The 26,922-nt window shown below is 69.2% G+C and carries 25 protein-coding genes and 1 riboswitch; of the genes, 16 read left to right on the top strand and 9 right to left on the bottom strand.

The features are described 5' to 3' along the window. Positions 1-4: 4 nt before the first annotated feature. The 5 genes from JOY88_RS18825 to JOY88_RS18845 form a co-directional block, all read right to left on the bottom strand. Positions 5-613, bottom strand: coding sequence for an OmpW/AlkL family protein (locus JOY88_RS18825; RefSeq protein WP_293504169.1), 609 nt, complete (start codon positions 611-613; stop codon positions 5-7). A 188-nt stretch (positions 614-801) separates the two neighbouring features. Beyond that, positions 802-1,635, bottom strand: coding sequence for a methylenetetrahydrofolate reductase [NAD(P)H] (metF, locus tag JOY88_RS18830; RefSeq protein ID WP_293504170.1), 834 nt, complete (start codon positions 1,633-1,635; stop codon positions 802-804). Continuing rightward, positions 1,632-2,378: a TlyA family RNA methyltransferase gene (locus tag JOY88_RS18835; protein ID WP_293504171.1), complete on the bottom strand. Its 747-nt coding sequence runs from the start codon at positions 2,376-2,378 to the stop codon at positions 1,632-1,634. The genes metF and JOY88_RS18835 overlap by 4 nt, the downstream gene beginning before the upstream one ends. Beyond that, entirely contained in the window at positions 2,378-3,790 is a 1,413-nt protein-coding gene (ahcY, locus tag JOY88_RS18840; RefSeq protein ID WP_293504172.1) for an adenosylhomocysteinase, read from the bottom strand. The genes JOY88_RS18835 and ahcY overlap by 1 nt, the downstream gene beginning before the upstream one ends. Before the next feature lie 73 nt (positions 3,791-3,863). Continuing rightward, a riboswitch (S-adenosyl-L-homocysteine riboswitch) is annotated at positions 3,864-3,943 on the bottom strand. A 32-nt stretch (positions 3,944-3,975) separates the two neighbouring features. Beyond that, positions 3,976-5,067 (bottom strand): DNA glycosylase AlkZ-like family protein, encoded by a 1,092-nt coding sequence (locus tag JOY88_RS18845; RefSeq protein WP_293504173.1) that lies wholly within the window; start codon positions 5,065-5,067, stop codon positions 3,976-3,978. Between the two features lie 224 nt (positions 5,068-5,291). Here JOY88_RS18845 and yajC point away from each other — a divergent pair, with 224 nt between their 5' ends. From yajC to JOY88_RS18865, 4 genes are read left to right on the top strand one after another with little or no spacing between them, the layout of a single operon-like run. Further along, positions 5,292-5,615: a preprotein translocase subunit YajC gene (yajC, locus tag JOY88_RS18850; RefSeq protein ID WP_293504208.1), complete on the top strand. Its 324-nt coding sequence runs from the start codon at positions 5,292-5,294 to the stop codon at positions 5,613-5,615. Between the two features lie 58 nt (positions 5,616-5,673). After that, positions 5,674-7,551 carry a protein translocase subunit SecD gene (gene secD / locus JOY88_RS18855; RefSeq protein ID WP_293504174.1) on the top strand — a complete coding sequence of 626 codons (1,878 nt, stop codon included), beginning with the start codon at positions 5,674-5,676 and terminating at the stop codon, positions 7,549-7,551. Between the two features lie 12 nt (positions 7,552-7,563). Further along, complete coding sequence (gene secF / locus JOY88_RS18860) at positions 7,564-8,598, top strand: protein translocase subunit SecF (RefSeq protein ID WP_293504175.1); 1,035 nt, start codon at positions 7,564-7,566, stop codon at positions 8,596-8,598. Between the two features lie 44 nt (positions 8,599-8,642). Further along, complete coding sequence (locus JOY88_RS18865; protein WP_293504176.1) at positions 8,643-11,042, top strand: DUF1631 family protein; 2,400 nt, start codon at positions 8,643-8,645, stop codon at positions 11,040-11,042. Between the two features lie 27 nt (positions 11,043-11,069). On the opposite strand, the gene JOY88_RS18870 is transcribed toward JOY88_RS18865, so the two are convergent. From JOY88_RS18870 to JOY88_RS18880, 3 genes are all read right to left on the bottom strand, one after another. Next, positions 11,070-11,522, bottom strand: a complete 453-nt coding sequence (locus tag JOY88_RS18870) for a Smg family protein (RefSeq protein WP_293504177.1) — start codon at positions 11,520-11,522, stop codon at positions 11,070-11,072. 86 nt (positions 11,523-11,608) lie between these two features. Next, a complete protein-coding gene (gene dprA, locus JOY88_RS18875; RefSeq protein WP_293504178.1) occupies positions 11,609-12,703 on the bottom strand; it encodes a DNA-processing protein DprA in 1,095 nt (364 codons plus the stop codon). Next, positions 12,703-13,866, bottom strand: coding sequence for a LysM peptidoglycan-binding domain-containing protein (locus tag JOY88_RS18880; RefSeq protein WP_293504179.1), 1,164 nt, complete (start codon positions 13,864-13,866; stop codon positions 12,703-12,705). The genes dprA and JOY88_RS18880 overlap by 1 nt, the downstream gene beginning before the upstream one ends. A gap of 128 nt (positions 13,867-13,994) precedes the next feature. Between JOY88_RS18880 and def the strand changes: the two genes are divergently transcribed. The 10 genes from def (at position 13,995) to JOY88_RS18930 (ending at position 23,653) form a co-directional block, all read left to right on the top strand. Further along, complete coding sequence (gene def / locus JOY88_RS18885; RefSeq protein WP_293504180.1) at positions 13,995-14,531, top strand: peptide deformylase; 537 nt, start codon at positions 13,995-13,997, stop codon at positions 14,529-14,531. Further along, positions 14,531-15,463: a methionyl-tRNA formyltransferase gene (fmt, locus tag JOY88_RS18890; protein WP_293504181.1), complete on the top strand. Its 933-nt coding sequence runs from the start codon at positions 14,531-14,533 to the stop codon at positions 15,461-15,463. Before def ends, fmt begins: the two co-directional genes overlap by 1 nt. Positions 15,464-15,521: 58 nt before the next feature. Further along, complete coding sequence (gene htpX, locus JOY88_RS18895; protein ID WP_293504182.1) at positions 15,522-16,367, top strand: zinc metalloprotease HtpX; 846 nt, start codon at positions 15,522-15,524, stop codon at positions 16,365-16,367. Positions 16,368-16,403: 36 nt separating this feature from the next. Then, positions 16,404-16,763 (top strand): hypothetical protein, encoded by a 360-nt coding sequence (locus JOY88_RS18900; protein ID WP_293504183.1) that lies wholly within the window; start codon positions 16,404-16,406, stop codon positions 16,761-16,763. Positions 16,764-16,880: 117 nt separating this feature from the next. Then, complete coding sequence (locus tag JOY88_RS18905; RefSeq protein ID WP_293504184.1) at positions 16,881-17,639, top strand: head GIN domain-containing protein; 759 nt, start codon at positions 16,881-16,883, stop codon at positions 17,637-17,639. A 25-nt stretch (positions 17,640-17,664) separates the two neighbouring features. Beyond that, entirely contained in the window at positions 17,665-18,381 is a 717-nt protein-coding gene (locus JOY88_RS18910) for an AzlC family ABC transporter permease (RefSeq protein ID WP_293504185.1), read from the top strand. Continuing rightward, on the top strand, positions 18,378-18,707 hold the full coding sequence (locus JOY88_RS18915) for a branched-chain amino acid transport AzlD family protein (protein ID WP_293504186.1): 330 nt from the start codon (positions 18,378-18,380) through the stop codon (positions 18,705-18,707). Before JOY88_RS18910 ends, JOY88_RS18915 begins: the two co-directional genes overlap by 4 nt. Positions 18,708-18,825: 118 nt before the next feature. Further along, positions 18,826-20,019 (top strand): phosphoglycerate kinase, encoded by a 1,194-nt coding sequence (locus tag JOY88_RS18920; RefSeq protein WP_293504187.1) that lies wholly within the window; start codon positions 18,826-18,828, stop codon positions 20,017-20,019. A gap of 4 nt (positions 20,020-20,023) precedes the next feature. Then, on the top strand, positions 20,024-21,223 hold the full coding sequence (locus tag JOY88_RS18925) for a hypothetical protein (RefSeq protein ID WP_293504188.1): 1,200 nt from the start codon (positions 20,024-20,026) through the stop codon (positions 21,221-21,223). A 90-nt stretch (positions 21,224-21,313) separates the two neighbouring features. After that, the gene (locus JOY88_RS18930; protein ID WP_293504189.1) at positions 21,314-23,653 is read left to right on the top strand and encodes an NADP-dependent malic enzyme; all 2,340 of its coding nucleotides are present in this window, start codon (positions 21,314-21,316) and stop codon (positions 23,651-23,653) included. On the opposite strand, the gene JOY88_RS18935 is transcribed toward JOY88_RS18930, so the two are convergent. Next, entirely contained in the window at positions 23,595-24,527 is a 933-nt protein-coding gene (locus tag JOY88_RS18935; protein ID WP_293504190.1) for a DMT family transporter, read from the bottom strand. The two genes, JOY88_RS18930 and JOY88_RS18935, sit on opposite strands and share 59 nt — an antisense overlap. A gap of 18 nt (positions 24,528-24,545) precedes the next feature. On the opposite strand from JOY88_RS18935, the gene JOY88_RS18940 reads away from it, so the two are divergent. Together JOY88_RS18940 and pyk are read left to right on the top strand one after the other, a co-directional pair. Then, positions 24,546-25,139: a helix-turn-helix domain-containing protein gene (locus JOY88_RS18940; RefSeq protein WP_293504191.1), complete on the top strand. Its 594-nt coding sequence runs from the start codon at positions 24,546-24,548 to the stop codon at positions 25,137-25,139. Positions 25,140-25,451: 312 nt separating this feature from the next. Then, entirely contained in the window at positions 25,452-26,882 is a 1,431-nt protein-coding gene (pyk, locus tag JOY88_RS18945; RefSeq protein ID WP_293504192.1) for a pyruvate kinase, read from the top strand. Positions 26,883-26,922: the final 40 nt, after the last annotated feature.

Consider the following 26,922-nt stretch of genomic DNA (forward strand, 5'->3'; position numbering starts at 1 on the left):
GGGCTCAGAAGCGCCAGCCCAGACCCACGCTTGCCAGCGTCGGGTTGACCTTGAACTTGCCGGCCGACGCGCCGGCGGAGTAGACGGTGGTGCCCAGGTTGACCTGCTTCAGGTCGAAGTTCAGATAGGTGCCCTGGGTGATCTCGACGTCGGCACCGATCTGCCAGGCCAGGCCCCAACTGCTGCGCTTGATGCTGGGCTTGAGGGCCGCCTGCACCTCGGGTGCGAACTCCACCGAGGAGAAGTTGGTGTAGTTCAGGCCGGCGCCGATGTAGGGGCGCACGACGCCGGTCGGGTTGAGGTGGTATTGCAGCGTCAGCGTCGGTGGCAGGTGCTTGAGCGAACCGATCTCGCTGCCGTTGGCGTACAGCTTGTGCTTCTGCGGGTAGGTCAGGATCAGCTCGGCCGCGATGTTGGGCGCGAAGAAGTAGCTGAAGTCGACCTCGGGAAAAGTCTTGTTGTTGATGGACAGGCCCAGGCCCGTGCTGTCCTTGTTGGCCGAGTCAAGGTGCAGTGCGCGCACGCGCACCAGCAGCGGGCCTTCCTCGGCCTGGGCCAGCGGCGCGGCCAGGGCGGCGAGGATGGCGGCGAGGGCGGGAATCTTCTTGAACATGGATGGCTCCTGTGAATGGGGCAGGCCCCGATGGAGTCATTCCACGTCCGGTGTCGGCCGGCCAGTTTGATGCAGCGCAACATGCCCGTGCGGCCCTGCCTTTGGAGGCGGCGTGGCTTTGCGCTGGGTCAATCCCGGGCCGGATGGCAGGGCATCCGCGCAACAGCGCGGCCTGCCCCGCGGGCGTGTCAGCGGCCCAGGCCCAGGCGCCTGCAGAGCTCCAGCGTCAGCCCGCTCTGGTTCAGCGTGTAGAAGTGGATGCCGGGCGCGCCGCCGGCGATGAGGCGCTCGCACAGCCGCGTAATGACGTCCAGGCCGAAGGCCCGGATGCTCGCCGTGTCGTCCATGAAGCCTTCCATCCTCATCTGCACCCAGCGCGGCATGTCGATGCCGTCGCGTTGCGCGAACTGGGCGATGCGGCCGTAGTTGTGGAAGGGCATGATGCCCGGCACGATGGGCTGGGTGACGCCCAGCTTGCGGGCCTCGTCGACGAAATGGAAGTAGGCGTCGGCGTTGAAGAAGAACTGCGTGATGGCGCCGTCGGCGCCGGCGCGCATCTTGTCGGCGAAATGCTGCAGGTCCTTGGCCGCGTAGCGCTGCTGCGGATGGACCTCGGGGTAGGCGGCGACCTCGATGTGCCAGTCCGGCCCCTGCGTCTCGCGGATGAAGCTGACCAGCTCGGACGCATAGCGGAACTCGCCGGCCGTGGCCGTGCCGCTGGGGAGGTCGCCGCGCAGCGCGACGACTCGGTGGATGTCCTGGGCACGGTAGGTGGCCAGGATCTCGGCGATGCTCTCGCGCGTGGAGCCCACGCAGGAGAGGTGCGGTGCGGCCTCGAAGCCGGCGGCGGCGATGTCCGTCACGGCGGACAAGGTCTTGTCGCGCGTGGAACCGCCGGCGCCGTAGGTGACGCTGAAGTACTGGGGCTTGAGCGCGCCCAGCTCCTGCACGACGGTCTTGAGCTTGTCGACGCCGATCGGCGTGTTGGGGGGGAAGAACTCGAAGGAAACAGGGGTGCTCATCGTGACGCCCACAAGAAGAATTCGCGATTGCCATCACCGCCGGTGATGGGGCTGTCGAAGTAGTCCAGCACCTTGAGGCCGAGGGCCGTGCAGGCCAGGCGCACGCGGGCTTCCAGTACGGGGTAGTCGGACTCGTCCTTGACGAGGCCGCCCTTGCCCAGGGCTTGTGGCCCCAGCTCGAACTGCGGCTTGATGAGCACGAGCAGGTGGCCGTGCACCTCCAGCCAGGGCAGCAACTCCGGGAGGCTGCCCACCATGGAAATGAAACTCAGGTCGCCGACGATGAGCGTGAAGCCGCCCGTCGGCGTATGCGGGCGCAGCGCGCCCAGCTCGCGCACGTGAGTGCCCTCCAGCGCTGTCACGCGCGGGTCGGCCTGCAGCCGCGCATGCAACTGCCCATGGCCCACGTCCACGCCGACGACATGGCGCGCGCCATGGGCCAGCAGACAGTCCGTGAAGCCACCGGTGCTCTGACCCACGTCCAGCACCGTGTGGCCGGCCACGTCGAAGCCGGTGCGCGCCAGCGCCCCCTCCAGCTTGAGCCCGCCGCGCGACACATAGCGCAGTTCGGCGTCGTCGGTGACGCGCAGCCGGGCCGTCTGGGGCAGGTCCTCGCCGGCCTTCTTCAGCACGGCCCAGCCGGCGGGCGAGGCCCATTCGGCGACGCCATTGCCGATCAGGCGCTGGGCCACCGAGCGCGTCGGTGCCAGGCCCAGGGCGACGAGAAGCTGGTCCGCACGCATCAATAGCGGTAGGTATCGGGCTTGTAGGGACCGGCCTTGCTGACGCCGATGTAGGCGGCCTGCTCCTCGGTCAGCTCGGTCAGCTGCGCGTTCAGCGTCGTCAGCTGCAGGCGTGCGACCTTCTCGTCCAGGTGCTTGGGCAGCACATAGACCTGGCCAGCCTCGTATCGGTCCTTGTGCGCGAACAGCTCGATCTGGGCAATGGTCTGGTTGGCGAAGGACGAGCTCATCACATAGCTCGGGTGGCCCGTGCCGCAGCCCAGGTTCACGAGGCGGCCCTTGGCCAACAGGATGATGCGCTTGCCATCCGGGAAGATGACGTGATCGACCTGCGGCTTGATCTCCTCCCACTCGTACTTCTCGAGCGAAGCGACGTCGATCTCGTTGTCGAAGTGGCCGATGTTGCAGACGATGGCGTTGTTCTTCATCGCGGCCATGTGCTCGTGGCGGATGACGTTCTTGTTGCCGGTTGTCGTGACGAAGATGTCGGCCTTGTCCTGAGCGAATTCCATCGTCACGACGCGGTAGCCTTCCATCGCGGCCTGCAGCGCGCAGATGGGGTCGATCTCGGTGACCCAGACCTGGGCCGACAGGGCGCGCAGTGCTTGTGCCGAGCCCTTGCCCACGTCGCCGTAGCCGGCCACGACGGCGATCTTGCCGGCCACCATCACGTCGGTGGCACGCTTGATGCCGTCCACCAGCGATTCGCGGCAGCCGTACAGGTTGTCGAACTTGCTCTTGGTGACGGAGTCGTTGACGTTGATGGCGCGGAACAGCAGCGTACCCTTGGCTGACATTTCCTTCAGGCGGTGCACGCCCGTGGTCGTCTCTTCGGTCACGCCGATGATCTCGGCACTCTTGCGCGTGTACCAGGTGGCGTCCTCGGCGACCTTCTTCCTGATCGCGGCGAACAGGATGCGCTCTTCCTCGCTGCCGGGGTTGGCCAGCACGGACAAGTCCTTCTCGGCCTTCTGGCCCAGGTGCATCAGCAGCGTCGCGTCGCCGCCGTCGTCCAGGATCATGTTGGGGCCTTCGCCGGCCGCGCCCTTGGGCCCGAACTCGAATATGCGGTGGGTGTAGTCCCAGTAGTCCTCGAGCGTCTCACCCTTGTAGGCGAACACCGGTGTGCCCCTGGCGGCAAGTGCGGCGGCGGCGTGGTCCTGCGTGGAGAAAATGTTGCACGAGGCCCAGCGCACTTCTGCGCCAAGAGCCTGCAGCGTCTCGACCAGCACGGCCGTCTGGATGGTCATGTGCAGGGAGCCGGTGACGCGCGCGCCCTTCAGCGGCTGGCTGGCGGCGTATTCGGTGCGGATGGCCATCAGCGCCGGCATCTCGTGCTCGGCGATCTTGATTTCCTTGCGGCCCCAGTCGGCCAGCGACAGGTCCTTGACGATGTGGGCGGGTGCGGTCATGCGGGCTCCTTCAAGCGAATGAAGCCGCTGGCGACGCTGCGGGGGAATGGTCCTCACCCAGGCACGATCGGCCAGCGGGTGAGCGCAGTTGCAGGGGGTCTGGATTTCCGAGCCTGGCCTCAAGGTGCTGAGGTTGCAACGCTCCTCGGAAGACCTGCATTCTAGCGACGCCGCCGAGCTCCCCGTCAGAAGGTGGCACCCAGAAAGGCCGCCATGCGTTCGATCTCCTCTGCCAGCGCCGCCTTGAAGCCCGCGTCGCGCGGCGCGCGGCCCGCCACATAGCCGCAATCCACCCGCAGCCGCCCGGCCTTGACGCCTGCGTTGGCCCAGCCTACGACCTGGTCGCGCCACAGCAGCGGAAGTGCGTAATGGCCGCGCACGCGCTTTGGCGCCGGCGTGTAGGCCTCGAAGCGGTAGGCCCAGCCCCACAGCAGTTCGAAGCGGCGGCGGTCCCAGACGACGGGGTCGAAGGGCGCCAGCAGCCGCACCTGGCCGGGGATGCGCCAGCCGCGCGTCGGATCCTCGCCGGCCGGCCAGTACCAGTCGACGCCATCGACCCGGGCGTGCGCAAGCCTGGCCTTGGCGCGCAGCAGGGTGGGCTTGCGCAAGTCCTGCCACTGGTGGGCGGCGCTGGAGAGCATGCTGACGAGCTGGGACAGGCTGCCGGCAGGCAGCGGCGCGTACTTCCGGACCAGCACGTCGGCCATCGCGTCCATGGCTGCCTGCGGGTCGTCATGGGCCTGCCATGCCGGCCCCAGCCGGTACACGCGCGTGCCGTTGTCGCGCCGCGCGACGTCGAGCTGGCCGCGGTAGTGCAGGCCGTCCAGCAGCTCGGTCGACAGCCGGCTGTTGCCGCCGAACCAGTTCTTCACCGGCCCATGGTTCAGCGCCGCGTCGACCTCGGCCGGATGGGCCTCGCCCAGGCGCTCCACCTCGGCCAGCACGGCGTTGGCGAGCTGCCAGCGCGCCGCGTCCCAGACGCGGCGTGTCGTGCGCGGGTGCATCAGCGCGCGCAGCGCGGGTGCGACGAAGCCGTAGTTGATGAAGAAGTCCTCCTGCAGCGGCAGGCGCGGGTAGCGGCGCTCGAGATCGCCGGCCTGGTAGCCCTTGACTCGGTGGCGCAGCGTCAAGTCCTGCGCTCGTGCGGGCGCGCGAAGCGGATCGGCCTGCACGAAGCCTCCGAGCCGCTCGACGGCCTTGAGCAAGGTGGTGGGCGGGAACAGGCTGCGCGCCACGGCGTGGCGGCGCAGCGCGTCGATGTCAAGGCGAGTGGGCATCGGGTGGGCTGTCTGCGGTCGTGCAGGTCGACGAAGGGTCGATGATCGCCGCGGTTGGGCATGTCGGTCGGCGCGGCGGCGAGCGTCCTGATCTGCAAGTGGCCTGCGCGGTGGTGGGTTGGGGCGGATCAGGTTGGCGGCCCGCGCGGCAGGGCCGGGCGGCGGCACTAGAATTCAAGGTTGCCCTGCGGTTCCCGCGGCCACCTCTCACCAAGGAAATCAACGTGTTCATCTCCAACGCCTACGCCCAGGCCGCCCCGGCCGCCGCCGGTCCCGAGTCCGGCCTCCTCGGCATGCTGCCGCTGGTGCTGATGTTCGTCGTGCTGTACTTCGTCATGATCCGGCCGCAGATGAAGCGCCAGAAGGAGGCGAAGGCCATGATCGCAGCGCTGGCCAAGGGCGACGAGGTCGTCACGGCCGGCGGTGTGATCGGCAAGATCAGCAAGCTGGGCGACAACTTCATCCACCTCGAGGTGGCCAACGGAGTCGAGATCCAGATCCAGCGCGGCGCCATCACCCAGGTTCTCCCCAAGGGCAGCTTGAAGTAAATCGCGACATGCCCATCTCCCGGGCCACGCCGTCCGGGCGCTGACAAGGAAGTCCCTCATGAACCGCTATCCGCTCTGGAAGTACGCGCTCCTGCTCGTCGCGCTGCTGATCGGCACGCTCTATACGCTGCCCAACCTGTTCGGCGAGGCCCCTGCTGTGCAGGTGTCCAGCGCCAAGGTCACCGTCAAGGTCGACCCGGCGCTGCAGGCCCGCGTCGAGTCCTTGCTGAAGGAGGCCGGCGTCCAGGCGGACTACGTGCAGTTCGACGGCAACTCGATCAAGGCGCGCTTCGCCGACACCGACACGCAGCTCAAGGCCAAGGACGCCATCAACAAGGCGCTCAATGCTGACCCGGCCGAGCCGACCTACATCGTTGCGCTGAACCTGCTGTCGCGCTCGCCGCAGTGGCTGACCGCACTGCACGCCAACCCCATGTACCTGGGCCTGGACCTGCGCGGCGGCGTGCATTTCCTGATGCAGGTCGACATGAAGGCGGCGCTGACGAAGAAGGCAGAGGCGCTGACCGGCGACGTGCGCAGCATGCTGCGCGAGAAGAATGTCCGTCACGCCGGCATCAGCCGCGACGGCAACACGGTGCTGATCGCCTTCCGCGACGCAGAGCAGCGCACCGCCGCGCTGAACCTGCTTCAGGCCCAGATCCCGGAAGTGACCTGGGCGCCTCAGGGCGAGGGCAGCAGTCTGCAACTGGTCGGCAACCTGTCGCCCAAGGCCCAGGTGGCAGTGCAGGACGCGGCGCTGAAGCAGAACATCACGACGCTGCACAACCGCGTCAACGAGTTGGGCGTGGCCGAACCCGTCATCCAGCAGCAGGGCCTGGACCGCGTCGTCGTGCAGTTGCCCGGCGTGCAGGACACGGCCAAGGCCAAGGACATCATCGGCCGCACCGCGACGCTGGAGCTGCGCATGGTGGACGACAGCGCCGAGGCCCAGGCCGCGCTGGCCGGCACGGGCCCCGTGCCCTTCGGCACCGAGCGTTTCATCGACCGCGGTTTCGGTCCCATCATCGTCAAGCGCCAGGTCATCCTGACCGGCGACAACCTGAACGACGCCCAGCCCGGTTTCGACGAGAACCACAACCCGGCCGTGCACCTGACCGTGGACGCCAAGGGCACCCGCGTGATGAAGGAGGTCTCGCGCGAGAACGTCGGCAAGCGCATGGCCATCCTGCTGTTCGAGAAGGGCAAGGGCGAGGTCGTCACGGCGCCGCGCATCAACTCCGAACTGGGCAGCCGCTTCCAGATCACCGGCTCGATGACGACGCAGGAAGCCGCCGACACGGCACTGCTGCTGCGCGCCGGCTCGCTGGCCGCGCCGATGGACATCATCGAGGAGCGCACCATCGGTCCCAGCCTGGGCAAGGACAACATCGAGAAGGGCATTGCCAGCGTCACCTGGGGCTTCGTCGCCGTGGCCGGCTTCATGTGCATCTACTACATGCTGTTCGGCCTGTTCTCGTCGCTGGCGCTGGGTTTCAACCTGTTGCTGCTGATGGCCATCCTGTCGATGATGCAGGCCACGCTGAGCCTGCCCGGCATCGCGGCCATGGCGCTGGCGCTGGGCATGGCCATCGACGCCAACGTGCTGATCAACGAGCGCATCCGCGAGGAGCTGCGTGGAGGGGCGACGCCGCAGGCGGCCATCCACGCCGGCTACGAGCGCGCCTTCGCGACCATCCTGGACTCCAACGTGACGACGCTGATCGCCGGTTTGGCGCTGCTGGTGTTCGGCTCCGGCCCCATCAAGGGCTTCGCCGTCGTGCACTGCCTGGGCATTCTGACCTCGATGTTCTCGTCCGTCGTGTTCTCGCGCGGCCTCGTGAACCTCTGGTACGGCCGCCAGAAGAAGCTCAAGTCCCTGTCCATCGGCCAGGTGTGGAAGCCCACGCCCGACGCCGCCGAGTCGACCGCGGCCTAAGGAACGCCCGTCATGGAACTCTTCCGCATCCAACGGGACATCCCGTTCATGAAGCACGCGTTGATCTTCAACGTGGTGTCCTTCATCACCTTCGCCGTGGCCGTGTTCTTCCTGGTCACGCGCGGCCTGCACTTCTCCATCGAATTCACCGGCGGCACGGTCATCGAGGTGGCCTACCCGCAGGCGGCCGACATCGGCAAGACGCGCCACACCATCGAGCAGATGGGCTATGGCGAGGTGCAGGTGCAGAACTTCGGCTCGTCGCGCGACGTGATGATCCGCCTGCCCGTGCGCCCCGGCGAGAAGCAGACCGAGGTCGTCGACAAGGTGTTCGCCGAGCTGTGCAAGGCCGAGGCCGGCACGGTCAGCCACAACCAGCAGGTCACGGCCCTGGGTGAGCAGGTCGACAAGCAGGTCTGCGCCAAGGCCGATGGCGTCGAGTCGCTCAAGCTGTCGCGCTCCGAGGTCGTCGGCCCGGCCGTCGGGGCGGAACTGGCCTGGGACGCGGCCAAGGCGCTGATCTTCACCGTCGTCGGCATCGTCATCTACCTGGCCATCCGCTTCGAATGGAAGTTCGGCGTGGCCGGCGTCATCGCCAATCTGCACGACGTGGTCATCATCCTGGGCTTCTTCGCCTTCTTCCAGTGGGAGTTCTCGCTGGCGGTGCTGGCGGCGGTGCTGGCGGTGCTGGGCTACTCGGTGAACGAGTCGGTCGTCATCTTCGACCGCGTGCGCGAGGCCTTCCGCAAGTACCGCAAGCTCAACACCCACGAGGTCATCGACCACGCGATCACGTCGACGATGAGCCGCACCATCATCACGCACGGCTCCACGCAGCTGGTGGTGCTGTCCATGCTGCTGTTCGGCGGCCAGACGCTGCACTACTTCGCCGTGGCGCTGACCATCGGCATCCTGTTCGGCATCTACTCCTCGGTCTTCGTGGCCGCGGCCCTCGCGATGTGGCTGGGCGTGAAGCGCGAGGACCTGGTCAAGGTCGCTGTCAACCGCGAGGATCCGAGCGATCCGAACTCCGGGGCCGTCGTGTAGAGTGAAGTGGACTCCGCAACGACGCTGATCCCTTTTCACGCTCCATGACCGCCGCCCGCAACCAGGCTCTGGCCACCCAGGCGCGGCGCGTCTATCTCGAAGCCCTGGTGCGCGGCATGACGCCCCTGGTCGCCGCGGTGGGGCAGGGCGCCGGCCATCTGCTTGCCCAGGCGGCGCCGCATGCCGTCACGATGGCGCGGCGGGATGCGGTACAGGCCTGGCAGAAGTCCGGCCCCAGCTGGCAGATGGCCGTCGTCGCCGCGCTGCGCCACGCGGCCCTCCATGGCGTTTCGGACAATGCCCGCGAGCATGAGCCGACGGCGCCGGTCCAGTCGGCCAAGATGAGCCTGGTCGACGACTCGACCATCGAGCGCGAGATCACCAGCTCCCGCCTGGCCCTGGTCATGATGGACCGGGCCAGCTGGGAGTTCACCGACCTGCGTACCCGCATGCAGGCCCTGGAGACGCAGAGCGACCTGGACCCGCTGGACCTGCTGCGTGCCCATGTCGTTGCCCGCATTGCGCTGGACGCCTGGAACCGCGTCGGCCTGGACAGCAACATCTGGCAGCTGCTGCACCACGAACTGCACGAGGAATTCGCCCAGCTCATCGGCGAGGCCTATCACGAGACCAACCGCTGGCTGATCGCGCAGAAGGTGCTGCCCGAGGTGGACCTGCGGCCCTTCATCCGCCGCACCGCCCAGGCCGCCACGCCGGCCGCGGCCGGTGCTGCCGCGCCGGCCATGGCGCCGGGCACGGCGGCGATCCCTCCCATGGAGGCCGCGCGCAGCCGGGCCAGCAGCCAGGCCGACGAGGTGATGGCCCAGCTGCAGCGCGTGCTGGCCCGCCATGTGCCAGGCTTTCCGGTCACGCGCAGTCAGGTGCCGGCCCGGCCCGGCGCCGGCAAGCCCAGCCTGGCCGACGCGATGCACAGCCCGGCCGGCGGCGTGGCGCCCGCCGAGCCGTTGTCAGCTTCCGGCGCCCGGCCCTCGCAGGTCGATGTACCGCCCGCGACCGCGTCGCCGCGCCTGATGGGTGCAATCAGGCATGCGCAGGAGTCGCTCCAGCGCCGCCCCGCGGCCGCAACGGACGGCGCTGCCGCCGCCTCCAGCGTGCCGCGTGCGCTGGAGGAGATAGGCGCACGCAACCAGGCCTTCAAGCAAGTCCTCAAGCAGGCCGCTAGCAACCCGGCCGAGCGCGCGACCATCGAGATCGTCGCGATGATGTTCCAGAGCATCCTGACCGAGGAGCGCATCCCGGCCACGGTGCGGGTCTGGTTCGCGCGCCTGCAGATGCCCGTGTTGCGCGTGGCCGTCGGCGAGCCCGACTTCTTCGCCGCCGCCGACCATCCGGCACGCCGCCTCATCGACCGCATGGGCGCCTGCGTGATGGGCTTCAACACCGCGCAGGCCAGCAGCCCCGGCGCCGAGCGTGCCAGCAACGACGCGCTGGAGCGCGAGATCAAGCGCATCGTGCAGGTCGTCGAGGCCTACCCGGATACCGGCCGGCGCGTCTTCGCGACCGTGCTGACCGAGTTCGAGAAGTTCCTCGACCATTATTTCGAGAACGAGAACCAGGCCTCCAAGCGCGGCGTGTCACTGGCCCAGCAGGTCGAGCAGCGCGAGACGCTGGCCATCCAGTACACCATCGAGCTGCGCAAGATGCTGTCCGAGGTGCCGGTGCAGGACGGCGTGCGCGACTTCCTGTTCCACGTCTGGGCCGATGTGCTGGCCGTCACAGCGGTGCGGGTGGGGCCCCAGTCCGACATCACCAAGGCCATGAAGCGCGCCGCGGCGGACTTGATCTGGAGCGCCAGCGCCAAGGCCTCGCGCGAGGAGCGGGCCGAGGTCATACGCCGCCTGCCGCCGCTGCTCAAGACCTTGCGCGACGGCATGGGCCATGCCGGCGTGCCGACCGAGAAGCAGGACGGGCATGTGCGCCAGCTCAACAACGCGCTGGCCGCGGCCTTCACGGCCAAGACGGCCGCCATCCCGCGCGAGCGCCTGGACGAGCTGATGGACCAGCTGGAAACTCTGGAGGCCATGCTGCCCGAGGACGTCGAGGGCGAGAGCCATGTTGACGAGATGCTGGTGCGCGACCTCTCGGGCCATGAATCCGAGGGCATGGAAGTGGTCGCCGAAGGTGGCTCGGCGCCTACGCCAGCCATGGTCGCCTGGGCGCGCGAGCTGCAAGTGGGTGGCTGGTTCATGCTGGACTACCGCGGGCGCAATGAGCAGGTGCAGCTGGCCTGGCGCGGACTGCGCAAGCAGCTGGCGTTGTTCGTCACGCCGCAGGGCCGTGGCGTGCTGTTCTCGCTGAACCGCATGGCGGCCTTCCTGCAGGCCGGCCTGCTGCTGCCGGCCCAGGACGAGGCGCTGACCGTGCAGGCCACGCGCAAGGCACTGGCCAAGCTGGATGTCGACCCGAGCGGGCTGCTGAATTGACAGCAAGGGCGCCGGTGGCGCCCTTGCTCAGTGGATCAGCCGCTCTTCCGGCGCGACGAAGAGCTCGTCCAGGATCAACGCGTCGGGCTCCTCGCCCAGGCTCCAGAACACCATCAGCACGATGATCTTCAGGTCTTCCAGGTCCATCGGGCTGCCGCCGACGGCCATGGCACGGTCGATGACCATCTCGCGCATCGCGCCGGGCAGCACGCCGGCCGATTCCAGGAAGCTGATGAAGCCGATGGACGCTTCTCCAAGGTGCTCGACCTCGGCAGCCGAGTAGACGCGCAGCGCATGTTCGCTCTGCTCGCCGTGATAGGCCTCGCCGGCGGCAGCCAGACCCTCCAGCCAGCTCAGCGCCTCCTGGATCTCGTCGGTCTCGAAGCCCACCGCCGTCAGCTTGCGTGCGAGCTGGGCATGGTCGGGGCAGGCGTCCGGGCGCCAGTAGGTTTCGTACAGATAAACCAGGACATCGAGCATCGTGAGCTGATGATAGCCCAGGGCCCGACGGACCCCGGACGCGAATAACCCCTCGGATTCGGCTCTGATATCCGGGGTTAAGCTCGTCATCCCCGCTGGCGGCGCTGATACAGCTGGCGGGCCAGGCGGGCAATCTGGCCGTCGAGTTCCAGCTCCAGCAGCGCGGCGCTGAGTTCGACCGCCGGCCAGCCGCAGCGGGCCATCAGGGCGTCGAGGCTGATGGGATCGAAGCCCATCGCTTCCAGCAGCGCCTGCTGCTCGTGGGGCAGCTCCGCGGCCTGCTCGGCCCGCTCCGGCGCTGCGCCCGGCGGCGGCAGTTCCTCAAGCACGTCCGCCGCCGACTCGACCAGCCTTGCGCCCTGGCGGATCAGCGCATGGCAGCCGCGCGCCTGGGGCGAGTGGATGGAGCCGGGGATGGCGAAGACCGCACGCCCCGCCTCGGCCGCGTGGCGGGCCGTGATGAGCGAGCCCGATCGCACGGCCGCTTCGACGACCAGGCAGCCCTGGGCCAGGCCGGCAATGATGCGGTTGCGTCGGGGGAAGTTGGCCGGCTGAATCGGCTTGCCCAGCGCGTACTCGCTGGCGATGAGGCCGCCGGCGGCCAGCAGGCGCGCAGCGAGGGGTTCGTTGAGCGGCGGATAGACCTGGTCCAGCCCGGTGCCGATGACGGCGATGGTGGCGCCGCCGACGTCCAGCGCGCCCTCATGGGCCGCGGCGTCCACGCCCAGCGCCAGGCCCGAGACGATGGTGTAGCCGGCCTGGGCCAGCGCACGGGAGAAAGCGCGCGCGTTGTCGCCGCCCTGGGGCGTTGGGTTGCGGCTGCCGACGATGGCGATGGACGGCGCCGCCAGCAGCTCGCGCCGGCCCTGCAGCCACAGGAGCAGTGGCGGGTCGGCCGTGGCAAGCAGGCGCGGCGGGTAGTCGGGGTCGCCGAGCGCGAGCAGTTCGTTGCCCGGCTGGGTCTGCCAGGCCTCGGCCCGGGCGATCAGCGCGTCCAGATGCTCGGGCGGCCGGCCCAGGGCTTCGCGCTGCTTGGGCGTCAGCGCCTGGTCGAGGGCGGCAGCGGGTAGCCCGAAGACGGCTTCGGGGCTGCCGGCCATCGCCACCAGCCGCCGCACGGCGGCCGGGTCCAGGCTCTCCGTCAGCCGCAGCCAAGCGGCCAGCTCGGCCGACGGGAGCATCAGGGTTGAGTGAAGCGGTCGCCGGGCTTGACGGGCTCCTTGACCGAGATGATGAGCGCATAGGCCACGCGCTCGTAGACCTCGAAGACGAACAGCACGCCATGACGCTCGTCGGGCAGCTTGATGGCCTGGGCCCGCCCCTGCGTCTTGTCCATGGTGGCGGCGCCGTCACGCCACAGCGCCAGCACATGGCCGCGCTCGACGCCGTCGCGCTTGCCGCGGTTGAGCGCGACGATCTGGTTCTGGCCCGCGTTCAGCGCGTCGCCATAGATGGCCGCGATCTGGCCTGCCATGGCCTTGTCGGGCGAATGCGGCACGTAGTGCTCGAGGTTGCGCTGCGGTGCAGGCGCCAGGCGATCGCCGACGCCGACCTCCTGCTTGGCCTGCCTGATGCGCACCGTCGCCGGCACGATCTCGGCCTTGCCATCGGCAGCCGTACGGTCCTCGCCCATGCGGATCAGCTCGGCCGTGCCGACATAGGGTGCCTCGTAGCCCAGGATCTCCTGCGTGGTCGGGTCGCGCAGCGTGCGCGCGCTGCGGAAGACGCGGAAGTCCGTCGCACCGCCGAATTCGCCGCGGACATAGGCCAGGTCGCCCTTGCCCATCAGCACATGGCCTTCCTGTGTGGCGACGACGCGCGGCGCCGTCGCGAGCTGGTCGGTCTCGAAGACGACGGCGTCCGTCAGGAAGGGCTGGATCAGGTGCAGCGGTATGGCCGTGATGGCGTTGCCATCCAGCGCCGCGATGCGCATCTGGGGGCGCAGCTTGACCGTGTCGCCCGCCGTGTCGCCGCCGACGCCCTGGGCCAGCTGCAGCCGCGCGCGGCCATCGATCTTGACCAGCAGCAGAACCTGGCCGGGATAAATCAGGTGGGGATTGCGGATCTGCTCGCGATTCATGCCCCACAGCTCGGGCCACCGCCAGGGACTCTTCAGGAAGAGCTTGGAGATGTCCCACAGCGTGTCGCCGGCCCGCACCGTGTGGCTGTCTGGCGCATCGGGCGCCAGCTCGGTGAGCGGTACCCCGGCGCTGGCCACCTGATCGGCCACGTGGCGCTGCTCGGGCGTGACGGGGTAGGGGCTGGTCTGCGCCCAGGCCGAGGCCGTTGCGAGGGCAAGGCAGGCCGCAAGGACTGTGAAAGGGGCGGTGCGGGCATCGGGCATCGGGCGCGGTCTCCGAGGGGGGTGCCGGATCGGCGAAAATCCGGGTGATTCTGCCCGCATTCAACCTTGCCGGCCCCTGCTTGCGAGTGCTTACAAAGCGCCCGTCGTGGCCGGCGGCCCACACCCCCATGGCTCTACTGCACATCCTTCGCTATCCCGATCCACGCCTGCACACCGTCGCCAAGCCCGTGGAGGCGGTCGACGAGCGCATCCGCCGGCTCGTCGACGACATGCTGGAGACCATGTACGCCGCCGACGGCGTGGGTCTGGCGGCCACGCAGGTCGACGTGCACGAGCGCGTCATCGTCATCGACACCTCGCAGGAGCGCGACACGCCGCGCGTGCTGATCAACCCCGAGCTGGTCAAGGTCGGCGAGCGCATGGTGGACGGCGAGGAGGGCTGCCTCTCGGTGCCGCAGGTCTACGACAAGGTGCCCCGCCATGCCGAGGTCACCGTGCGCGCGACCAACCGCGACGGCGAGGTCTACGAGTTCGATGCCGAGGGCCTGCTGGCCGTCTGTGTGCAGCACGAGATGGACCACCTGATGGGCAAGGTCTTCGTCGAGTACCTGAGCCCGCTCAAGCGCGACCGCATCAAGACCAAGATGATCAAGAAGACGCGCGAAGAGGAGGCCGAGGCCAAGAAGCGCAACCAGAGGCTCTGATGCGCGTTGTCTTCGCCGGCACGCCGGAATTCGCCGCCGTCGCGCTTGAGGCCCTGCTGAAGGCTGGCTTCACGGTGCCGCTGGTGCTGACCCAGCCCGACCGCCCGGCCGGCCGCGGCATGAAGCTGCAGGCCTCTGCCGTCAAACAGCGCGCCGTCGCCGCCGGCATTCCGGTCGCCCAGCCCCAGGGCCTGAAGCTGGACGGCAAGTACGCCGTCGATGCAGCGGCCGCCCGTGAGGCGCTGCTGGCCGCAGACGCCGACGTCATGGTCGTCGCCGCCTATGGCCTGATCCTGCCGCAATGGGTGCTGGACCTGCCTCGCCGGGGCTGCCTGAACATCCATGCCTCGCTGCTGCCGCGCTGGCGTGGCGCGGCGCCCATCCACCGCGCCATCGAGGCGGGCGACGCCGAGACCGGCATCACCATCATGCAGATGGACGCCGGACTGGACACAGGCGACATGCTGCTCATCGGCCGAGAGGCCATTCGCCCCGACGACACGACGACCGCCCTGCACGACCGGCTGGCCACGCTCGGCGGCCGCCTTATCGTCGAGGCGCTGCAGGCCGAGCGACTCGCGCGAACGCCGCAGCCGGCCGAGGGCATCAGCTACGCGCACAAGATCGAGAAGGCCGAAAGCGCCATCGCCTGGCGGCAGCCGGCGGCCGAGATCGAGCGCCGGCTGCGTGCCTTTGACCCCTTCCCCGGCGGCGTCGCCACGCTGGGGGGCGAGGTGCTCAAGGTCTGGCGCGCCGAGTTGGCAGAGGGTTGCGGTGCGCCGGGCGAGGTCATCGCCGCGGGCCCGGTCGTCGCCTGCGGCGAGGGCGCGTTGCGGCTTACCGAGTTGCAGCGCGCGGGCGGCAAGCGCGGCCCTGCCGCCGTCTTCCTGCAGGCCCGGCCCATCGTGCCAGGCGAACGCTTCGACGCTTGAGAAACCCGAGCGTGGCACCATCTGCCACGTCAACCGCCATTCACCGGAGCTCGCCCCGATGTTCAATCTCGTGAAGACCGCCGTCCTGATGGCCGCCATCACGGCCCTGTTCATGGTCGTCGGCCAGATGATCGGCGGCCAGACCGGCATGCTGGTCGCGCTGCTGGTCGCTGTCGGCATGAACTTCTTCAGCTACTGGTTCTCCGCGGACATGGTGCTGAAGATGTACAACGCCCGCGAGGTGGACGCCAGCTCGGCGCCGCAGTTTTACGGCATGGTGGCCGAACTGGCGCAGCGCGCCGGCCTGCCCATGCCGCGCGTCTACCTGATCGACGAGGATGCGCCCAACGCCTTCGCCACCGGCCGTGACCCGGAGCATGCCGCCGTGGCGGCGACGACCGGCATCCTGCGTGTGTTGTCCGAGCGCGAGCTGCGCGGCGTGATGGCCCATGAGCTGGCCCATGTGGCTCACCGCGACATCCTCATCAGCACCATCAGTGCGACCATGGCCGGCGCCATCTCCATGCTGGCCAACTTCGCGGCCTTCTTCGGCGGCCGCGACGAGCATGGCCGGCCCACCAACCCGCTGGCCGGCATCGCCGTCGCCATCCTGGCGCCGCTGGCGGCCAGCCTGATCCAGATGGCCATCAGCCGCGCCCGCGAGTTCGAGGCTGACCGCGGCGGCGCCGAGATCTCCGGCGACCCTGCCGCGCTGGCCTCGGCGTTGGACAAGATCCACCGCGTGGCGCAGGGCATCCCGCTGGCCCCGGCCGAGGCCCATCCGGAGACGGCGCAGATGATGATCATGAACCCGCTGTCGGGCGGCGGCCTGCGCGGCCTGTTCTCCACCCACCCGTCGACCGAGGAGCGCATCGCGCGCCTGCTGGCGATGGCAAAGCGCTGACTCAAGTTCCCGGCCGTGCCGCCGATACCTGAGCAGATGAAGCGCCTACTCCTCGCCCTGCCTCTGCTCGCGGCCCTGTCGGCCTGCGAGCAACTGGGCATCGACGACCCGGCCAAGGTGGCTGCGGCCAAGGAGGCCGACGGCAAGGCCATAGGCAGCGCCTGCAGGCACGCGATGCGAGCCATCGAGGATTGCTATGTGCTGAATCCCAAGGCCCAGAAGGCGGCCGTCTACGCCGGTTGGCGAGAGATGGACGAGTACATGCGCGAGAACAAGCTCGAAGGCATCGCGCCCGTCGTGCCGCGCCCAGGCGCCGTCAGGCCGGCCGCCGACGAGGCAGAGGCCAAGCCCGCCGAGAAGGCGTCCGACAAGGCGCCGGAGAAGGCCAAGGGCTAGCCGCGGCGCGCCCAGCTGCATTTCAGGGCTCCGATCCCGCGCATCGTCGCCCGCCGCGGGCCGACGCGGGAGTGAGCCGGCACCATGGCAGGCATCACAACCCCGATGGAGTCCGCCATGAACACCTCCCGTCGCTTCCTTGCCCTCGGTCTCGTCGCCGCCACCGTCCTCGGCGGCACCGCCCAGGCCTGGAGCTGGAGCAGCAAGAGCGAGCGCATCAACGGCAACGGCGACATTACCACGGAGGCGCGCGACACGGGCGCATTCGACGGCGTCGCGCTGAGCGGCGGCTTCAACGTCGTCATCCGCCAGGGTTCGGGCAACAAGGTCGAGCTCAAGGCCGACCGCAACCTGCTGCCCTACATCGAGACCCGCGTCGTCGAGGGCAGCAAGGGCCGCACGCTGGAGATCTCGCCCCGCAAGGGTGTCGACGTGCACAGCGCGACCAATCCCAGCCTCAGCATCGAGATGCCGGCCCTGCGCGCGGTCTCGGTGGCCGGCTCGGGTACCGTCAAGGTCGAGGCAATGAAGACCGGCAGCGTCGAGGCGGCCGTCGCCGGCTCGGGCGACATCCGCTTCGCCGGTCTCGACGCCGAGCGGCTGGGCATGAGGATCAGCGGCAGCGGCGACATTGTCGCGGCCGGCCGCAGCGCCAGCGCCCACGCCTCCATTGCCGGCAGCGGCAACGTGAAGGCCGCCGAGCTGGCGGCCGAGGAAGTCAAGGTCAGCATCGCCGGCAGCGGCGACGCCCAGGTCCAGGCGACGAAGCGGCTCAACGTCTCCATCGCCGGCTCGGGCGACGTGAGGTACGTCGGCTCGCCGGAGATCCGCTCGTCCATCGCCGGCAGCGGCAAGATCCGACGCATCGGCCAGTGAAGCGGCTCCCGCCGACAATGGCGGGATGCAGCTTTTTGAACGACTGCGCGCGCTGGCGGCGGATCCCGATTTCCGCCGCGGCGCGCGCGACATGGCCTCGCCCTCGCTGGGCCTGGCCGCCTGGGGCCTGGTGACGGGCGTCACCATGGTGAAGAGCGGGCTCAGCCTGCCGCTGGCCTGCGGGATGTCCCTGCTGGTCTTCGCGGGCAGCGCCCAGCTGACGGCCTTGCCGCTGATCGCGTCCGGCGCGCCGCTGTGGGTGCTGCTGGCCACGGCCTTCTGCGTCAACCTGCGCTTCGTCATCTTCAGCGCGCAATGGCGCCATTACTTCGGTCACCTGCCGCGTTGGCAACGCCTTCTGAACGGCTACGTCGCGGCCGACCTGAACTTCGTCTACTTCGTCAAGCGCTACCCAGACCCGGTGCCGGCATCGGGCCAGCAGCGCTATTTCTGGGGCGGCGTGGCCGTGAACTGGCCGGCCTGGCAGCTGTGCTCCTTCACCGGCATCCTGCTCGCCGACCGCATACCGACCCACTGGGGCATAGGCTTTGCCGGCGTGCTGGCGCTGCTGGGCCTGTCCTACTCGCTGCTGACCGAGAAGCTGCTGTGGTGGGTGGCCATGACGGCCGGCGCCGTGTCCATCGCGACGTACTCGCTGCCGCTCAAGCTCAACATCCTGTGCGCCATCGTCGCGGCGGGGGCGGTGGGCTGGTGGCTGGATGCACGGAAGGGGCGGGCATGAGCGAAGCGATGACCTGGGTGGCCCTGTTCGGCCTGGCCGGCATCACGGTGCTGACGCGCGGCTTCTTCATGCTCGGCGAGCAGCCCCTACCCATCCCGGACTGGCTGCGCGAACTGCTCAAGGTCGCGCCGCTGGCCGCGCTGGTGGCCGTCGTCGCGCCGGAGGTCTTCATGACCCAGGGCCATGTCATCACGACCTGGCAGGACGCGCGCTGGCCCGCCACGCTGGCGGCGACGGCCTACTACTTCTGGCGCAAGGGCATCCTGGGCACCATCCTCGTCGGCATGGCCGTCATGCTGCCGTTGAAGCTCGGGCTCGGCTGGTAGTTGTCGGCCTCTCGGGCCGGCTGGGGGGCGGCTCGGCGCCGGTCCGTGGTTTCAGCGAGGTACCGCGCCGGGCAGAGGCGAGAATTGCCCAAGCTCTCTCAACTGCTCCCGCCCGACCATGAACGTCATCCGCTTCTCCGACCTGATCGCCGCCGGCAAGGTGGCGGGCCAGCGCGTCTTCATCCGCGCCGACCTCAACGTGCCTCAGGACGACAACGGCAACATCACCGAGGACACGCGCATCCGTGCCTCGCTGCCCGCCATCAAGATGGCCCTGGAGGCCGGCGCCGCCGTCATGGTCACGTCCCATCTGGGCCGCCCGACGGAGGGTGAGTTCAAGCCCGAGGACTCGCTGGCCCCCGTCGCCGAGCGCATGGCCGAACTGCTGGGCCGCCCGGTGCCGCTGCAGCGCGACTGGGTCGACGCCGTCTCCGTCGCTCCGGGCGAGCTGGTGCTGCTGGAGAACTGCCGCATCAACAAGGGCGAGAAGAAGTGCGACGAAGGCCTGTCGAGGAAGCTCGCCGCGCTGTGCGACATCTTCGTGCACGACGCCTTCGGCACCGCCCACCGCGCCGAGGCCACGACCTACGGCATCGCCAAGTACGCTAGAACGGCCTGTGCAGGCCCGCTGCTGGCGGCCGAGATCGACGCCATCACCAAAGCCCTGGCCAACCCTCGCCGGCCGCTGGTGGCCATCGTCGCCGGCTCCAAGGTCTCGACCAAGCTGACCATATTGCAGAGCCTGGCGAGCAAGGTGGACGGCCTCGTTGTCGGTGGCGGCATCGCCAACACTTTCATGCTGGCCGCGGGCCTCAAGATCGGCAAGTCGCTGGCCGAGCCCGACCTGGTGGAGCAGGCCAAGGCCGTCATGGCGGCCATGGCTGCACGTGGCGCCGAGGTGCCGATCCCCGAGGACGTGGTCACGGCCAAGACCTTCGCGGCCGGCGCGACCGCCTCCGTGAAGGCCGCCACCGACGTGGACGACGACGATCTCATCCTGGACATCGGCCCCAAGACGGCCGCCAGGCTGGCCGCCAAGCTCAAGGCCGCCGGCACCATCGTCTGGAATGGCCCGGTTGGCGTGTTCGAGTTCCCGGCCTTCGCGCAGGGCACCGAGGCCATCGCCCGCGCCATCGCCGAAAGCGTGGCCTTCAGCATCGCCGGCGGCGGTGACACGCTGGCGGCCATCGCCAAGTACGGTATCGAGAAGGACGTGGGCTACATCTCCACCGGCGGCGGCGCCTTCCTGGAGGTGCTGGAAGGCAAGACGCTGCCAGCCTTCGAGATCCTCAGCCAGCGCGCGGCGGGCTGACGCGATGAGGCGCGGCGCGCTGGCCGGGTCGGTGCTTGCGGCCCTGCTGGCCGGCTGTGCGACGGCGCCGGTGCTGCAGCCGCGTGCCGAGCCGTACAGCTATGCCAGCGAGCTGCGCCGCGCAGCCGAGATGAAGGGACCGCGAGGCGAAACGGGCGCGCCGCAGCTGGTCGCGTCGCTACAGGCAATGCTGGGCGACGTGGACGGGGCCATCGTGGCCTTCGACGTCACCCAGCCGAGCCCACGGCTGCCGACGCCAGATCTATCCCAGGACAGTGCCGAGGACGCGCTGGCCGCCATCCTGCGCGAGGCGGCAACGCGCCAGATCGTCATCCTCAACGAGGCCCATCACCTGCCCATGCACCGCGCGTTCGCGATGCGGCTGGCGCGCGAGCTGCGCCGGCTGGGCTTCGAGTACCTGGCCTGCGAGACCTTCACGCGCGACCGCGATCCCAATGTGGGCGTGGTCGACCAGACGAGCGGTGCCTATCTGCAGGACCCGGTGTATGCCGAGTTCATCCGGGAGGCCAAGCGCGACGGCTGGACGCTGGTGGCCTACGAGAGCGAGCCGCCGGACATGTCCGTGTCGGCGGTGGAACGCATCCGTCAGCGCGAGCGCGGCCAGGCCCGCAACCTCGTCGAGCAGGTGCTCGCGAAGCGACCGGGGGCCAAGCTCTTCGTCTACGTGGGCTTCGGTCATGCGCTGAAGACGCCCCAGCGCGTCTCGCCAACCGAGACCGTGCTGTGGATGGCCGGCGAGCTCAAGCAGCTGAGCGGCATAGACCCGCTGAGCATCGACCAGAGCCGGACCTTCGCCCACCCTGACCCGGCGCGCGAGGTGGCCGGCTACCGCGCCGCGCTGGCCCGGCATGACGGACCGGCACCGTTCGTGCTGCGCAAGACTGATGGCAGCGCGCGGCTGCTGATGTACGCGCCGGGTTCCGTGGACCTGCAAGTCATCCACCCGCCGCAGACTCTCGTAAGCGGCCGCCCTGCCTGGCTGGCGTCGTGGGCCCAGCGACGGCCCTTCACCATCCCCGACGGCTGGTTGCCCGCCCAGGGGCGCCGCCTCATCTACGCCATGCACAAGGCTCACCCGGCCAACGCCATCCCGGCGGACCTCGTCATCGTCGAGGCCGGCAAGCCGGCCCCCGCGCTGATGCTGCCGCCTGGCGAATTCCGCTTCGAGTTCGAGCCGCTTTGATCCGCTTCGGCATGGATTGCCAGGCATCCGGCATCGGCGCCGGCTGAAACGCGGCGTAATCTACAGGGTTCCCCCTGGAGATACGTACTCATGGAAAAGAACGACGCCCCCTACACGGCCCAGCTCGCGCCCGCCGAGGCCGCGCTGCGCGACGCTGCCCTCGACTACCACCGCGCGCCGACGCGCGGCAAGATTTCCGTCACGCCCACCAAGGCGCTGTCCAACCAGCGCGATCTGTCGCTGGCCTACTCGCCGGGCGTGGCCTATCCCTGCCTGGACATCGAGCGCGACCCGGCGCTGGCGGCCGACTACACGTCGCGCGCCAACCTGGTCGGCGTCATCACCAACGGCACGGCCGTGCTGGGCCTGGGCGACATCGGCCCGCTGGCCGCCAAGCCGGTCATGGAGGGCAAGGGCTGTCTGTTCAAGAAGTTCGCCGGCATCGACGTGTTCGACATCGAGCTGGCCGAGCGCGACCCCGACAAGCTCATCGAGATCATCGCGGCGATGGAGCCCACGCTGGGCGGCATCAACCTCGAGGACATCAAGGCTCCCGAGTGCTTCTACATCGAGCGCGAGCTGTCCAAGCGCATGAACATCCCGGTCTTCCACGACGACCAGCATGGCACGGCCATCATCTCGTCGGCCGCGCTGCTGAACGGCCTGGAGCTGGTCGGCAAGGACATCGCCAAGGTCAAGGTGGCCGTTTCCGGCGCCGGCGCTGCGGCCATCGCCTGCCTGGACGTCATGGTGGGCCTGGGCGTGAAGCGCGAGAACGTGTTCGTCTGCGACTCGCGCGGCGTCATCCAAAGCGAGCGCGAGGACGCCAGGGCCGGCCGGCTGGACGAGTCCAAGCAGCGCTACTGCCAGGTCACCGCCGCGCGTACGCTGGCCGACGTGGTGGCCGGCTCGGACGTGTTCCTGGGCTGCTCGGCCGCCGGCGTGCTGACGGCCGACATGGTCAAGACCATGGGCACGCAGCCCATCATCCTGGCGCTGGCCAACCCGGAACCTGAGATCCGCCCCGAGCTGGCCAAGCAAGTGCGGCCGGACTGCATCGTCGCGACGGGGCGCTCGGACTACCCCAACCAGGTCAACAACGTCCTGTGCTTCCCCTACATCTTCCGCGGCGCGCTGGATTGCGGCGCGACCAAGATCACCGAGGGCATGAAGCTGGCCTGCGTGCGCGAGATCGCCGCGCTGGCCAAGGCCGAGACAAGTGACGAGGTGGCCGCCGCCTATGCCGGCCAGGAGCTGGCCTTCGGCCCCGACTACCTGATCCCGAAGCCCTTCGACGCGCGACTGATCCTGCGCATCGCGCCGGCTGTGGCGGCCGCGGCGGCGGCCGACGGCGTGGCGACGCGACCCGTCGTCGACCTGGTCGCCTATCGCCAATCGCTGGAGCGCTTCGTCTACCAGACCGGCATGTTCATGCGTCCGGTGTTCGCCGCGGCCAAGGCCGCGCCGGCACGCGTCATCTATGCCGAGGGCGAGGACGAGCGCGTGCTGCGCGCCGTGCAGGTCGCGCTGGATGAAGGGCTGTGCCGGCCCACGCTGATCGGTCGCCCGGCCGTGCTGGCCGCGCGCATCCAGCGCGCCGGCCTGCGCCTGAAGCTGGGCGGGGACGTGGCCGTCATCGACCCCGAGGACGACCCGCGCTTTCGCAGGTACTGGGAGGCCTACCACGCGCGCATGAAGCGCAACGGCGTGACGCCGGAGATGGCCAAGTCGGCCGTGCGCCGCTCAAACACGGCCATCGGCGCGCTGGCCATCGAGCTGGGCGACGCTGACGCGATGATCTGCGGCATGGTGGGACGCTTCGACCGCCATCTGGAGCAGGTGCGCGACCTCGTCGGCCTGCGCAACGGAGCGCGCCAGTTCGCCGCGATGAACGCTCTGATGATGGAGAAGATGACGCTCTTCATCGCAGACACATTCGTCAACGACGACCCCAGCTCCGAGGAGCTGGCCGACATCGCCGCCATGGCCTGCGAGGAGCTGCGTCGCTTCGGCCTGCCGCCCAAGCTGGCCTTCGTCAGCCACTCGATGTTCGGCAGCAGCACGCGCCCGTCGGCGCTGAAGATGCGCCGGGCCCACGAGCTGTTCGCGGCCCGGCACCCCGAGGTGGAGTGCGACGGCGAGATGCATGGGGACGCGGCGCTGTCGGAGAGCGTGCGCCAGGCCTTCCTGCCCGACAGCAAGCTCAAGGGCGCCGCCAACCTGCTGGTGCTGCCGACGCTGGATGCCGCCAACATCCTCTTCAACGTGCTGAAGATCAGCGTCAGTCAGGGCGTGACAGTGGGCCCCATCCTGCTCGGCGCCGCGGCGCCGGTGCACATCCTGACGCCGTCGGCGACGGTGCGCCGCATCGTCAACATGACGGCTCTGGCGGTCGCGGACGTGCGAGAAGCCCAGGCAGCGAAGGGCTGAACTGCGCCAGCGCCACGCCGGCCAGGATGATGCCGGCGCCCAGCAGCTTGTGCGTGCTGAACTGCTCGCCGCCCCAGGCCCAGGCCGCCAGGCCGGCGATCAGCGGCATCAGGTAGATCAGCGGCGCGGTGCGGGCCACGCCGCGCCGCTCGTTGGCCCAGCCCCAGGCCAGCCAGCCGATGAAGCCGCCGCCGGCTACCTGCCAGACGGTGCCGGTCCAGACCCACGGCGGCTGGGCCTGCCAGTCCAGAGCAGCCAGCGACGGCGCGCACCAGAGCAGCATGGGCAGCGTGCAGACCAGGCTGCCATAGCCCAGCACCGTCACGCCGCCGTGGTGCTGGATCAGCGGCTTGGCCGCAACCGTGTAGTAGCTGAACAGCGCCGCGGCGGCCAGCAGCATCAGGTCGCCGAGGCCGGCCTGCCAGTCGGCGGCCAGCAGCTTGTCCGACGTGAACATCAGCGCGCCCGCCGCGGCCGCCGTCACGCCGGCGATCTGGCCCGGCGACAGCCGCTCCACACCGCTCAGCCGCAGGATCAGCAGCGTGAACACCGGCCCGCAGGCCAGCAGCACACTGGCGCTGAACGCGGTGGACCCCTGCATGCCGTAGGTCGACAGCAACAGGTGCAGGCCCTGGCCGGTCAGCGTCAGCTGCACCAGCGGCCAGACCTCGCTGCGGTCCAGCCGCGGCCAGCGCAGGCGGAAACGCCAGCACAGCAGCGCCGCGGCGCACAGCGGCATCAGCAGGTAGCGCAGGCCCAGGAAGCCGGCCGGACCGACCTGGTTGAACAGAGCCTTGGACAGCGGGAAGTTCAGCCCCCACACCAGCACCACGGCGAGGGCGGCGGCGAGCGGGGCGGCGTGGTGATCCTTCATGCGCTAGCATCTTCTCATATGAGAGATGATTTCTCTGATTCGATCGAGGAAGGCCGGTTCGAACGCCAACTGGCTGAACGCCTGGCCGCGCTGCGCATGGCGGCGGGTTGGTCGCTGGACGAGCTCGCCACGCGCAGCGGCGTCAGCCGTGCGACGCTGAGCCGGCTGGAGCGCGCCGAGACCAGCCCGACGGCCACGCTGCTTTCGCGCCTGGCCCGTGCCCACGGCCTGCCGCTGAGCCGCTTGCTGGCCGACGCCGAGGCCTTGCCCGTGCGCCTGCTGCGCGCAGCGGACCAGCCGGGCTGGCACGACCAGCAGAGCGGCTTCGAGCGCCTGATGCGCTGCCCGCCGCTGGCCGGCTTCGCGACCGAGGTCATAGAGGCCCGTCTCCAACCCGGTGCCGAACTGGCCTACGACGAGCCCACCGTCGCGCGGCTGGAGCACCACCTGTGTCTGCTGGAAGGCCGGCTGCGGCTGACGCTGCAAGGCCAGGTCTTCGAGCTGGCAGCCGGGGACTCCATCAGCTTCCGCTGCCTGGGGCGCAGCGTTTTCGCCAATCCCGGGGCCGGGTCCACGCGCTATCTGCTCGCGATGACGGTGCCCAGCCTGTAACCGGGCGCTAACTGCCCATGAGTTCAGACCTGACCCCGCACCTCGCGCCCCGGGCCCCCTGATGCCCTGATGCCCTGATGCCGGGGCGCTGATGGACCAGTCCCAGGTCCTGCCAGCCGCCTGCGTCCGGCCGTGAGCAACCACTTCGAGAGCCTGCGGGGCCGTGCGCGCCGCTCGGATCCAGCAGGCTCGGCGACGATGTGCTCGACCCGCTGAGCGTTTTCTTCGAGCAGGGGCTGGCTTGAAACGGGACGAAACTCCGGCGGGGTCCGGCGGACCATAATTCCGCGCCCCAGATACGTGAGACAAGCCATGACCCGCGCCACCAAGATCGTCGCCACCCTCGGCCCCGCTTCCAACACGCCCGAGGTGCTGGAGAAGATGATCCGCGCCGGCGTCGACGTCGTGCGCCTGAACTTCTCGCACGGCAAGGCCCAAGACCACATCGACCGCGCGACCATGGTCCGCGCGGCGGCCGAGCGCGTCGGCAAGTCAGTGGCCATCATGGCCGACCTGCAAGGCCCCAAGATCCGTGTCGGCAAGTTCGAGGGCGGCAAGATCGAGCTCATCCCCGGCGCCAGGTTCATCCTCGACGCCGACCGCACCGAGCCGGGCAACCAGGACATCGCCAGCCTGGACTACAAGGAGCTGCCGCGCGACGTGAAGCCCGGCGACACGCTGCTGCTCAACGACGGCCTGCTGGTGTTGACCGTGGAGGCCGTGCGCGGCGCCCAGGTGCACACCATCGTCAAGCTGGGCGGCGAGCTGTCCAACAACAAGGGCATCAACAAGCAGGGCGGCGGTCTGACGGCACCGGCGCTGACGGCCAAGGACATGGACGACATCAAGACCGCGATGTCCTTCCAGTGCGAGTACCTGGCCGTCAGCTTCCCCAAGAACGCGACCGACATGGAGATGGCACGACAGCTGGCCAACGTGGCCGGCGAGCCCTGGCGCCACAAGCCCGCCATGATCGCCAAGATCGAGCGCTACGAGGCCATCCCCCACCTGGAAGCCATCCTGAAGGCCAGCGACGGCATCATGGTGGCGCGCGGCGACCTCGCCGTGGAAGTGGGCAACGCGGCCGTGCCGGCGCTGCAGAAACGCATGATCAAGCTGGCCCGCGAGATGGACAAGGTCTCCATCACGGCCACGCAGATGATGGAGTCCATGATCGTCAACCCGGTGCCCACGCGCGCCGAGGTCAGCGACGTGGCCAACGCGGTGCTGGACGGCACCGACGCGGTCATGCTGTCGGCCGAGACGGCCGCCGGCAAGTTCCCCATCGAGACCGTCGAGCAGATGGCCGCCATCGCGCTGGAGGCCGAGCGCGCCGAATTCGTCACGCTGGACACCGACTTCGCCGGCCGCCAGTTCGGCCGCATCGACCAGTCCATCGCCATGGGTGCGCTGTTCACCGCCCACCACCTGGGCTGCAAGGCCATCCTGGCGCTGACCGAGTCCGGCTCGACGGCGCTGTGGATGAGCCGCCATCGCATCAATGTGCCCATCTTCGGTCTGACGACGCAGCAGGTCAGCCAGCGCAAGATGGCGCTTTACCGCAACGTGTTGCCGCTGCTGATGCCCAAGTTCGACGACCGCGACGTGGCCCTGGCCGCGGCCGAGAAGATCCTCGTCGAGCGCGGCGTGCTGATGCCGGGCGATACCTATGCCATCACCTGCGGCGAGCCCATGGGCTATCCTGGCGGCACCAACATGCTGAAGGTCGGCCGGGTCGGCTGACCCTCGACTTGAGGGGGCCGGGAAAGGCTGCGGTCAGTCT

Source organism: Roseateles sp., from assembly GCF_019237615.1.
In the GTDB taxonomy this organism is placed as follows: Bacteria; Pseudomonadota; Gammaproteobacteria; order Burkholderiales; family Burkholderiaceae_C; genus Pelomonas.